Origin of the sequence: Pseudomonas sp. NPDC087804 (genome assembly GCF_044742965.1) — a bacterium.
Classification (GTDB): Bacteria; Pseudomonadota; Gammaproteobacteria; order Pseudomonadales; family Pseudomonadaceae; genus Aquipseudomonas; species Aquipseudomonas rustica.
The window spans coordinates 19,561-30,442 of the sequence record NZ_JBIUVN010000003.1; the positions used below are offsets into that span (position 1 = coordinate 19,561).

At 59.8% G+C, this 10,882-nt stretch carries 6 protein-coding genes and 1 pseudogene; 1 reads left to right on the forward strand and 6 read right to left on the reverse strand.

Going from position 1 to position 10,882, the window contains the following annotated elements:
- Window position 1 precedes the first annotated feature (1 nt).
- Window positions 2-1,285, reverse strand: coding sequence for an aspartate aminotransferase family protein (locus ACIOMO_RS08805; RefSeq protein WP_212550078.1), 1,284 nt, complete (start codon window positions 1,283-1,285; stop codon window positions 2-4).
- A gap of 169 nt (window positions 1,286-1,454) precedes the next feature.
- Between ACIOMO_RS08805 and ACIOMO_RS08810 the strand changes: the two genes are divergently transcribed.
- A complete protein-coding gene (locus tag ACIOMO_RS08810) occupies window positions 1,455-2,369 on the forward strand; it encodes a LysR family transcriptional regulator (RefSeq protein WP_053124445.1) in 915 nt (304 codons plus the stop codon).
- Between the two features lie 227 nt (window positions 2,370-2,596).
- On the opposite strand, the gene ACIOMO_RS08815 is transcribed toward ACIOMO_RS08810, so the two are convergent.
- The 5 genes and pseudogenes from ACIOMO_RS08815 to ACIOMO_RS08835 all read right to left on the reverse strand — a co-directional run.
- Window positions 2,597-4,375, reverse strand: coding sequence for an acyl-CoA dehydrogenase C-terminal domain-containing protein (locus tag ACIOMO_RS08815; protein ID WP_401240009.1), 1,779 nt, complete (start codon window positions 4,373-4,375; stop codon window positions 2,597-2,599).
- Window positions 4,376-4,573: 198 nt separating this feature from the next.
- Window positions 4,574-6,370, reverse strand: a complete 1,797-nt coding sequence (locus ACIOMO_RS08820; protein ID WP_401240012.1) for an acyl-CoA dehydrogenase C-terminal domain-containing protein — start codon at window positions 6,368-6,370, stop codon at window positions 4,574-4,576.
- A gap of 90 nt (window positions 6,371-6,460) precedes the next feature.
- A complete protein-coding gene (locus ACIOMO_RS08825) occupies window positions 6,461-7,750 on the reverse strand; it encodes a GGDEF domain-containing protein (RefSeq protein WP_400648761.1) in 1,290 nt (429 codons plus the stop codon).
- Between the two features lie 196 nt (window positions 7,751-7,946).
- Window positions 7,947-10,049, reverse strand: coding sequence for a cytochrome-c peroxidase (locus tag ACIOMO_RS08830; RefSeq protein WP_401240014.1), 2,103 nt, complete (start codon window positions 10,047-10,049; stop codon window positions 7,947-7,949).
- A 273-nt stretch (window positions 10,050-10,322) separates the two neighbouring features.
- Window positions 10,323-10,882, reverse strand: a pseudogene (locus ACIOMO_RS08835) (phenylacyl-CoA dehydrogenase); the annotation flags it as partial.

Here is a 10,882-nt window from a genome sequence, read left to right on the forward strand (position 1 = left end):
CTCAGACGGCAATCCCTTTGCGGCATTGCAGTTGTGCGGTGCGCACACGGGCGAAGGCGCGGGTGAGGCGCAGGAGCATTTCGTCGATGTTGGTTTTGCTCACGGTGAGCGCCGGGGTGAAGCGCAGGCAGTTGGCTTGCGGGGCGTTGAGCAGCAGGCCTTCGTGCAGGGCGGCGTGGACGACGGCTTCGGCGGAATCGTCTGACAGGGTCAGTCCGTAGAACAGGCCTTGGCCACGCAGTTCGCCGTGGTCGTAGCGGTGCGCCAATCGGGCCAGGCCTTCGCGCAGATGTTGGCCGTTGTCGTTGATCTGTTCGAGAAAGCTGCGGTCTTGCACGCTGTCGAGCACCACCAGCCCGGCCGCTGTCATCAGTGCGTTGCCGTGATGGGTGCCGCCGAGTTCGCCCGCTTCGAAACAACAGGCCTTGCCCCGCGCCAATAGAGCCGCTAACGGCACACCGCCGCCAAGCCCTTTGCCGAGCACAACGATATCGGCGCGTACGCCGTAGGACTGTTCGGCGAGCAACGTGCCGCAGCGGCCGATGCCGGTTTGCACTTCGTCGAGGATCAGCAGAATGCCCAGTTCACGGCACAGACGCTCGACACCTTTGAGGTAATGCTCGGTGGCTGGAATTACACCGGCATCGCTCTGGATCGGCTCCAGCATGATCGCCACGGTCTGCGCATCGACCGCCGCATGCAGCGCCGGTAAATCGTTGAACGGCACCAGATCAAAACCCGGCAGCAGCGGCGCGAAACGGTTGTGCAGGTTGCAGCTGTCCGAGGCGGAAATCGTCGCCAGACTACGACCATGACAACCCTGCTTCGCAACAATGATCCGCGACGCGCCGCCGCGATGCAGTTGGCCCCACTTGCGCGCCAGTTTGATCGCCGCTTCACAGGCTTCGCTACCGCTGTTGAGCAGGTAAGCCTGATCGCTGGAGGTCGCGGCGCACAGGCGTTCGGCGAGGCTGAGCATGCCGCGATTGTGCAGATTGAAACCGGGATTAATCAGCGCCTGCGCCTGACTGCTGATGGCTTTCACCAGCGCCGAAGGGCTGTGGCCGAGGCTGTTGGCGCCACCGGCCTGGGAAAAGTCGAGGTATGCACGATCGTTGCTGTCCCACAGCCATGAACCTTGCCCACGGACAAATACCTGTTGCGGCCGCTCGACGCTGGGCATCAGGCGCTCGGCGCTGAGATTTTCATTAGGGTCAGATGGATTGGCCTCGAAAGCGAGGTCATCAAGACTCGGCGTCTGGCGCCGCAAACTAAACAGATTCATTGCAAAAAACCTCGTTTGAGGTGTTTTGAACTGCCTATGTAAACACTGTCGAAGCGAACGCTATTCATCGCGCTTTCTGGCCCTGCAAGCCTTGTGAATGCGGTTAGACTAGGCGCACTGACGGCTTCGGGCCATTTCGTTTTTCCAGCATTTTCGATAAGCATTACTTATGGATTTCAAACAACTGCGTTATTTCGTCGCGGTCTACGAAGAAGGTCATGTTGGCCGCGCGGCGGAGCGCCTGTCGATCTCGCAACCGGCGCTGTCGCAGCAGATCCGCCAGCTCGAACAGAACCTCGACGTCACTCTGTTCGAACGCAGCAGCAAACGCCTGCTGCCAACCCTCGCGGCGCACACTTTGTATAACCACGCGCTGCCGCTGCTCGACGGTTTGCAACGGGCGCGCGAGGCGTTGGGCAACTTCAAGGGCCAAGCCTTGCGCACGCTGGCGATCGGCGTGCTGCAAACAGTTCACACCAGTCTGGTGCCGCAAATGCTTGAGCGCGTGCGCAAGGCACAGCCGCATCTGGTGGTGCAGATTTATGAATTGACCGGGCTGGAGATCGAGCGACGTTTGCTCAATGGCTCGCTGGATATTGGCATCAGTTATCTACCGCCGCGCCAACCCGGCTTGCATGGCGTGATGCTTTACGAGGATGAACTGACGCTGGTGATCCCGGCGGATCATCCGTTGCGCGAATTCAAGAAAGTCTCGATGCGCCAGGCCGCCGAGCTGCCGATGTTGCTGTTGGGTGAAGAATTCCAGATCCGCCAGATCTGGCAGGCGCAATTGACCGCCCTCGGACGTCGCCCGCAGGTGCAAGCCGAGCTGAACAATATGGTGGGGATTCTCGACAGTCTGCCGCACACCAAACTGGCGACGGTGCTGCCGGGGCGGTCGCAGAAGGAATACGACGATCAGGATCTGCTGTGGAAGCCGCTGAGCGAACCACGGGTGCCGCTGAAAGTTGGGCTGGTCTGTCGCGATGTGCAGCGCCAGCAGGCGCCGTTGGCGCTGTTGCAGACATTGCTGGAAGAAGTGATGGAGCGCGAAGTCAGGCCGCCGCTCGATCCTTTGGTCTGACTACTTTTCTACAGGCAAAAGAAAACCCCGCCGAAGCGGGGCTTTGCAGACTGTTTCCCTGACATCCATTTCACTCCGCCACCCTGGCAGAATCCTACGTGTCCGTGTTGTTGCTTTGCGCTTCCTGCGCGACGTCCATGAAATGTAGATTAGCCGTGGATCCAATCCACGCATATGGGAGAACAGCAGCACGTCATGTAAGCAAATGCTTACATGACGTTACATCGTCAGAATTGCGCCGCATCCAAAAGGAACAACGACTCGCTACCGGCCTTCACCGACGCGCTCAACGAGTGAATGCGCGGCAGCAGACGGGCGAAGTAGAAGCGTGCCGTGCCGAGCTTGCTCGCATAGAAATCGTCCTGCGCTTCTTTGCTCAGCGAAGCTTTGGCCATCAGTGCCCACATGTACGCGTAGGAAACGTAGCCAAACGCTTGCAGATATTCGACCGAGGCCGCGCCGATTTCGTTCGGGTTGTTTTTCGCGCGATCCAGCAGCCACGAGGTCAACTCGTCGAGGGTGTTGACGGCATCGTTCAGTGGCTTGGTGAATTCGCCCAGATCGGCGCTCGCGGTGGCGGTGAAGTGGCGGATTTCGTCAGCGAACAGCTTGTAGAACGCGCCGCCGCTGCCGACGATCTTGCGACCGACCAGATCCAGTGCCTGAATGCCGTTGGTGCCTTCGTAGATCTGGGTGATGCGCACGTCGCGCACCAATTGCTCTTGGCCCCATTCGCGGATATAGCCGTGGCCGCCGAAAATCTGCTGGCCGTGCACGGTGGTTTCCAGACCCAGATCGGTGAGGAACGCCTTGGCTACCGGCGTCAGCAGTGCAACCAGATCTTCCGCACGCTTACGGGTGGTGGCGTCTTCGCTGAACTTGGCGGTGTCGAGTTGCATCGCCACGTAGGTGGAGAACGCACGGCCGCCTTCGTTGGAGGCTTTCATGGTCAGCAACATGCGCCGCACGTCCGGGTGGACGATGATCGGGTCTGCGACTTTGTCTTTGTTCTGCGCGCCAGTCGGCGAACGGCTTTGCAGACGGTCGCGCGCATATTCAACGGCGTTTTGGTACGAACGCTCGCCGGTCGCCAGGCCTTGGATGCCGACGCCCAGACGCTCGTAGTTCATCATGGTGAACATCGCGTTGAGGCCTTTGTTCGGCTCGCCGACCAGATAACCCACGGCCTCGTCGAAGTTCATCACGCAGGTCGCGGACGCCTGGATGCCCATTTTGTGTTCGATCGAACCGCAGTTCGCCGGGTTGCGCGCGCCGAGGCTGCCATCGGCATTGACCATGAACTTCGGCACGAGGAACAGCGAGATGCCTTTCGGGCCTGCCGGGGCGTCCGGCAGTTTCGCCAGCACCAAGTGAATGATGTTTTCGGTGAGGTCGTGTTCACCACCGGTGATGAAGATCTTGGTGCCGCTGACCTTGTAGGAACCGTCGGCCTGAGGCTCAGCCTTTGTACGAATAATCCCCAGGTCGGTGCCGGCGTGCGGCTCGGTCAGGCACATCGAACCGGCCCAGACGCCGGCGTACATGTTCGGCAGGTACGCGGCTTTCAGCTCTTCGCTGGCGTGGGCGTTGATCGACAGGCAGGCGCCGGCGGTCAACATCGGGTACAGACCGAAGGACAGGCTGGCGGAGTTGACCATTTCTTCGACTTGCGCCGACACGGCTTTGGGCATGCCCATGCCGCCGAACTCTGGATCACCGCCAACGCCGACCCAACCGCCTTCGGCGTAAGTCTGATAAGCCTGTGGGAAACCGGCCGGGGTGGTGACGGCGCCGTCGGCCCAATGACAACCTTCTTCGTCAGCGGCACGGCTCAGCGGCGCGATGCTTTTGCTGGTGACCTTGCCGGCCTCTTCGAGAATGGCTTCAACGGTTTCAGCGTCGACGGTTTCGGCCAGGGCCGGCAGTTCGGCCCAGAGTTTGGCGACCTCGAACACTTCATTGAGGACGAAGCGCATATCGCGCAGCGGCGCTTTGTAGTCAGCCATGGCAAACCTCGCAAGATCTAAACAGGTTATTCGTGAAGGGTGTTTTCGTTGAGCCCGAGTGTACCTCAACAACTTTTGCGACACATAGGGTCAACCAGTGACTGATTAGTTATTTTTAGTCACCGAAAAAAGATCGCAGCCCCGCCAACCCCAAATTCCCTGTAGGAGCTGCCGAAGGCTGCGATCTTTTGCTTTTTCCTACAGAGAAAACAGTTCAGCAGGCAACTTCATCAAACAATCACTCCCCGCCTCAATCGCCGCCCGATGCGCCGCCGTACGTGGCAACAGTCGCTTGAAGTAAAACTCACATGTCGCCAATTTCCCACGCAGGTAATCCGCCTCACCCTCACCCGCCTCCAGTTGCGCCTGCGCCACCAACGCCATGCGCAACCACAGATACCCGAGAATGATGTAACCGCTGTACATCAAATAATCCACCGACGCCGCGCCCACTTCATCCGGGTTCTTCATCGCCGCCATGCCGACCTTCATGGTCAGATCGCCCCACTGCTGATTCAGCTCGTTGAGCTGCGCAACGAAGCTGCCCAACTGCGGATGGTCAACATTGGCCGCGCAGAACTTGTGGACGATCTTGGTAAAGCCGCGCAGCAACTTGCCCTGACTGCCGAGCACCTTGCGCCCGAGCAGATCGAGCGCCTGAATGCCGTTGGTGCCCTCGTAGATCGGCGCAATCCGGCAATCGCGCACCAATTGCTCCATGCCCCACTCGCGAATAAAACCGTGGCCGCCAAATATCTGCATGCCGAGGTTGGTCACTTCCAGCCCGCTGTCGGTCATGAATGCTTTGCAGATCGGCGTGAGGAACGCCAGCAGGTCTTCAGCCTCCTGACGCGCCTCGGCATCGCTGTTCAGGTGCGCGGTATCGAGCAGTTGCGCGGTGAAATAGGTCAGCGCGCGGTTGCCTTCGTTAAAGGCTTTCATGGTCAGCAACATGCGCCGCACGTCCGGGTGGACGATGATCGGATCGGCGGCTTTGTCCGGTGCTTTAGCGCCGGTCAACGAGCGCATCTGCAAGCGGTCGTTGGCGTATTTGATTGCGCCCTGGAAACTCGCCTCGCCCAGACACAGACCCTGCATGCCGGTGCCGAGCCGTGCGTGGTTCATCATGGTGAACATGCAGTTGAGGCCCTTGTTCGGCTCGCCGATCAAGAAACCCTTGGCGCCGTCGAAGTTGAGCACGCAAGTGGCCGAGGCCTTGATGCCCATTTTGTGCTCGATCGAACCGCAGGACACGCCGTTGCGCTCGCCCGCCTCACCCGCCGTATCGGCGAGGAATTTCGGCACGATAAACAACGAAATGCCCTTGGTTCCGGCCGGTGCGTCCGGAAGTTTGGCCAACACCAGATGGATGATGTTGTCGCTCATGTCGTGCTCGCCGGCGGAGATGAAAATCTTGCTGCCGGTGACTGCGTAACTGCCGTCAGCCTGAGGCACGGCGCGGGTCTTGATGATGCCCAGATCGGTGCCGCAATGCGCTTCGGTCAGGCACATGGTGCCCGTCCATTGGCCGGCGGTGAGTTTGCTCAGGTAGGTTTCTTTTTGCTCGGCGGTGCCGTGAGCGTGAATCGCCGACATTGCGCCGTGGGTCAGGCCCGGGTACATGCCCCACGAGGTGTTGCTGGAGCCGACCATCTCGCTGATCACCAGCCCCAGCGAACTCGGCAGGCCCTGACCGCCATACACCGGATCCGCCGCCAGACCGTGCCAGCCGCCTTCGACGTATTGTGCGAAAGCTTCCTTGAAGCCTGTAGGCGTTGTCACCACGCCATTGTCGAAATGGCAGCCCTCTTCGTCACCGCTGCGATTGAGCGGTGCCAGAACGTTCTCACAGAACTTCGCGCCCTCTTCAAGGATCGCGTTGATCATGTCCGGGCTCGCGTCATCCGCGCCGAGGGCGGCGTAGTTGGCGTGGAAGTCGAAGACGTGATCGATCAGAAAGCGCATGTCGCGCAGCGGGGCTTTGTACTCAGGCATGGTGGCTTCTCCGTCAGCAGATTGCTTCAACCTACTGCCGACCACCACGCCCCACAATCATTGTGCAGACGCTGAATGCGCCGTCATCACTCAACCCGCAGCGGTGTCCATGCGCACCGCGCCGCGGCGGTTCTGGCCGAATGCGACGACGCAGTTTCGCCCTGCACCTTTGGCGCTGTAGAGCGCTTCGTCAGCGGATTTCAAGACTTGCTCCGGCGTGCGTTGTTCCAGACGTTCAGCGACGCCGATGCTCACCGTCACCGACACACTCGACGCGCCGGAACCGGCACGACGCTGACGACCTTGCTGATCATCCTGCGGACGGTTTTCCTGATTGCGCAGCTGAATGTTGTAGGACGCAATCGATTCGCGGATCACTTCGAGGTGCGGCATGCACTCCTCAAGGGTTTTACCTGCGAACACCAAGGCGAATTCCTCACCGCCATAGCGATACGCCCTACCGCCACCGCTGATTTTCGACAGCTTGCTGGCGACCAGACGCAATACCTGATCGCCAACATCGTGGCCGTGGGTGTCGTTGAATTTCTTGAAGTGGTCGACGTCGCTCATCGCCAGCACATAGTTGCGTCCGAGGCGCTGCATGCGTTCGTTGAGCGCGCGGCGTCCCGGCAAACCAGTCAACTCGTCGCGGAAGGCCATTTGATAAGCCTCGTGCGCAACGGCAGCGGCGATCATCAACATCACCTGGCTGCACATGATGTTCAGGGTGAACGGCAGGATGAAAGTTTTCGGCAGCATCCAGAACACACCGAGCAAACCGACCAATTGCGCCGCGTGCAACGGACGCGGGTTGCGCCAGTATTGCCACGCCAGCAGCAGGAATGCAGAGATGAACACTGGATAGGAGAGCTGGATCAGGCTCATCCATGCGCCATGCAGTGCCGGCCAGCGAATCTCGGAAAGCCAGATCAGTAACGCCTGGGGATAACTTTGCTCAAGCCCCAATGCGACGCTGCCGAAGGCGAGTAAAACGGCGAAGCGCGCGACCATGTCCTGAAACAGGTGCGTGCGCTCCTGCCACGCCGCGAACAGACCGAACAACAACGGCAGCAGCAAGCAGACCAGATGAAACACGACGGCAGCGTCGTCGCGCACCTTGCCGTTGTCGCGGTAATAGTCGGTCTGGGTGTCGAGCAGAAAGTAGGCGATGTACACCGTGAGCATCAGAAACAGTTCGCGCTGGCGGCGGTAAACCGCGCAATAAGCCCCACCCAGCAACAGCACCAACGTCGGCAACACGTTGAACAGCGAAGTGAAGAATACGTTGAGGTCTTTGACGTACGCAGCCGCCAACCCCGCAAGTAACAACAGCAGTGAGGGTAGGAAATGACTGAAACGTACAGCGGAAGAACGCGGCAAGGGTAAAGCTCCGACCGTCTGGCAAAGTAATGGCATTGTGCCTGCAATGCATGCAGTTAAGCACACACAATGTGATCCAGATCACATGCAGTCTCTTTAACGGCAGAAGGCCCAGGATTCTGAGCGATTTGCTCAGTTTTTTACCTTGCTCGACGGGCTGGCCATCATTACTGATGGCCAGCCCAGAAAATCGCCCTCAAAGATCGTTGTAGAACGGCAGCAACGGGCCTTCCGCCGGGCTGCGACCCTCGGCACCGTATGGCTTGATATTGAGCGATGCATCCGCTGCCTGGCGAGTCGTGACCTTCGGACTGGCCGGGCGTTGAGTCACAGCATTTTCATCACCGACATGGCCCTGCGGAATGACCAGCGATGGATGATCGAAGGGCGCCCGCTCCCAGGCCACGCGCGGATCGGTCAGGCCGACTTCCATGAATTTCACCAGTGCATCGATCTCGTCCGGGGTCAGGTTGAGGTTGGTCATGTCCGGATCGAGGTTCGAGGTGTTGTGCTGATTGGCCGACGGGTGCTCGAAACCGCTGGTGTTGTTGGCATCCTCACCACGGCGGTCGCCACCACGGTTGTAGAACTCCATCACTTGCTTGAGCGTCGAGCGGCTGCCGTTGTGAAAGTACGGCCCGGTCAGCGCGATGTTGCGCAGGGTCGGGGTTTTGAAGGCGCCGTCGACCGAATCGCGGAAGTTGACGTTGGGTTTGAGCGTGGCGTCGCAGGGGATCGCGGCGCTTAGCGGTGCTTCAAAGGTGCAGACATCGACGTCCAGCGGATCGGCAATGCTGCCGCCCTGCAGCAACTTGTTGTACTGACGGCTGAACGACCATGGATTGCCCCACGCATCTGACCCGCCAAGCGCCAGGTCTTCGGAGGTCGGGCGCACGCCGGTGTTGTAGAAGCCGTTGTCGTAGAGCGTGGTGAGGTTGTCGGCCATGACCATGCGCTCGATGCGTTCACGCGGGTGCATCAGCAAACGGCTGGCGGCGTTGGTCAGCTCCGGGCCGCCGTGGCAGTTGACGCATTTGCCCTTGTTGAGGAACAGGTTCATGCCTTCGACTTGCTGCGCGTTCATTGCGGTTGAATCGCCCTGCAGGTAGGCATCGATCGGCGCTTGATCGGAAATCAGCGTGGATTCGTACAGCTGAATCGCCAGGCCGAAGAACAGCGGGAAATTAGCCTCCATCTGCGTGTACGGCGCACCGCCCACCAGCACGTTTTGTGTGGCGTTCCACAGGCGTGGCTGGAAGGCGTTTTTGATCAGCTCGCGGTAGGTCGGACGCCGCGCGCCGGAAACTGAAGCGAGTACTGAATCGTTGGAGGAAATCCGTTGTTGCTTGAGCATTAACTGATCGAGCATGCGCCGCCCAATGTCGGCGAAGGTGCGGCCACCGCAGGACATTTCCACCCCGCTACCGGGCGGGCCCACCGCTTGTGAGGCGGCGGAGGCGTCATTGAGCGCCAGCCGGACTTTGCTTGCCACGGTACTGCGTTCGGCGGTCACGTAAATCCCGGCATCGGGATCGCGATTGCCGAACGGTGAAAAACCGTTGAACACGTTATTCGCGCGGCCATCCCAGAAGTTACGCACGTTGAACGCCGCGTTGATCACCGACGGCGCGTTACGTCCAGTGCTGCGGCGCACATTGATGCCGCCAACTTGAAAGATGCCATCGGGCTGCTGAGTGCATTTGTCGAAACGTGGCTGATTGGGTTTGACGAAGTTGGCGTCGAATACACCTTGGGAGCCGACCACATCGTCAGTCGAATAAATGATCGGCGAGTTGCGATCCAGTGGATTGCTTAGCACGTGAGTCGGAAAGTCGGTTTTCTTCAGCGTGTAGTTCGGCCCGCCCTTGCCGCCGGACAAGGTCGCGTAGGACGCTACGTCACCGGGGATGTCGGAGGCCACAAAGGGCTTGTTGAAAATCGAGGCGACGTTGGCGTTGGTATGCGCCTGGCCGGGGTTGAGCTGGTTGGTGATGCGGTGATCGACGCCGGCGTGGTAGTGGCAGGACGCGCACGCGGTGGCGCCATCACTGCCGACTTCCATGTCCCAGAACAGCGCTTTACCGAGCAGAATCGCGGCGGAGCGGTTGAGCACGTAGTCGGTCATCAAGTCGACCTTGCGCCCGCCTTCTGTCCCCGACGGATCGGGCGGCAGCATGCCGCGCAGCGATTGCAGGCGCGGCACTTCCGGTACCGGAGGATCCACTTCGGCGGGCGTTGCGGCCATTGCGCCGGAAGCTGCGAGTGCGAGGGGTAGCCAGACAAGTCGACTGATGTTCATGTGCTTCACCCTGACGGTTGTTGTCATGAAGTCGCCGGGCGAGAGGTGTCGTGGAACAGCAGAGGATTTCTCGTGAGCGCCGGTCAATCAGCGCAGTGCAATTAATTGGCCATCCCTCCGTGAAACATTTTGAATCAATAAACGCTGGGGCCGCGCGATTTCAGCTCACCGTTTCCGCTGGGGAAACGTCCCCAGAGTTGGGGACAAATCCAGCGCAAAAAAAAACCGCTGCCCCCGAAGGTGCAGCGGTTTTTCAAGAGACTGCGTTAAGGCTTAGTAGCCCAGCGCGAAGTCTTCTTCTTTCATGTCCATCAGGTTATTGGCGCCCGACAGCATGGTGGCCACGTGGGTACGGGTACGCGGCAGGATGCGCTGGAAGTAGAAGCGCGCGGTTTGCAGCTTGGCGGTGTAGAACGCTGCGTCGCCAGTGCCTTCTGCCAGCTTCGCAGCTGCCAGACGGGCCATGTCGGCCCAGAAGTAAGCCAGGCAGGCATAACCGGAGTACATCAGGTAATCCACGGAGGCCGCGCCGACTTCTTCGCGATCTTTCATGGCAGCCATACCGACCTTCATGGTCAGCTCGCCCCATTCCTTGTTGATTGCCGCCAGCGGTGCAACGAATTCTGCAACGGCTTCGTTGCCTTCGTTGGTCTGGCAGAACTTGTGGACGATCTTGGTGAAGCCTTTCAAAGCCTCGCCTTGAGTCATCAGCACTTTACGGCCCAGCAGGTCGAGTGCCTGGATACCGGTGGTGCCTTCGTACAGCATCGAAATGCGGCTGTCGCGACCGTTCTGCTCCATGCCCCACGCGGCGATGAAGCCGTGGCCGCCGT

Coding starts and splice junctions, on each gene's coding strand:
- ACIOMO_RS08805 (WP_212550078.1), bottom strand. CDS start 1,285: ATGAATCTGTTTAGTTTGCGGCGCCAGACGCCGAGTCTTGATGACCTC.
- ACIOMO_RS08810 (WP_053124445.1), top strand. CDS start 1,455: ATGGATTTCAAACAACTGCGTTATTTCGTCGCGGTCTACGAAGAAGGT.
- ACIOMO_RS08815 (WP_401240009.1), bottom strand. CDS start 4,375: ATGGCTGACTACAAAGCGCCGCTGCGCGATATGCGCTTCGTCCTCAAT.
- ACIOMO_RS08820 (WP_401240012.1), bottom strand. CDS start 6,370: ATGCCTGAGTACAAAGCCCCGCTGCGCGACATGCGCTTTCTGATCGAT.
- ACIOMO_RS08830 (WP_401240014.1), bottom strand. CDS start 10,049: ATGAACATCAGTCGACTTGTCTGGCTACCCCTCGCACTCGCAGCTTCC.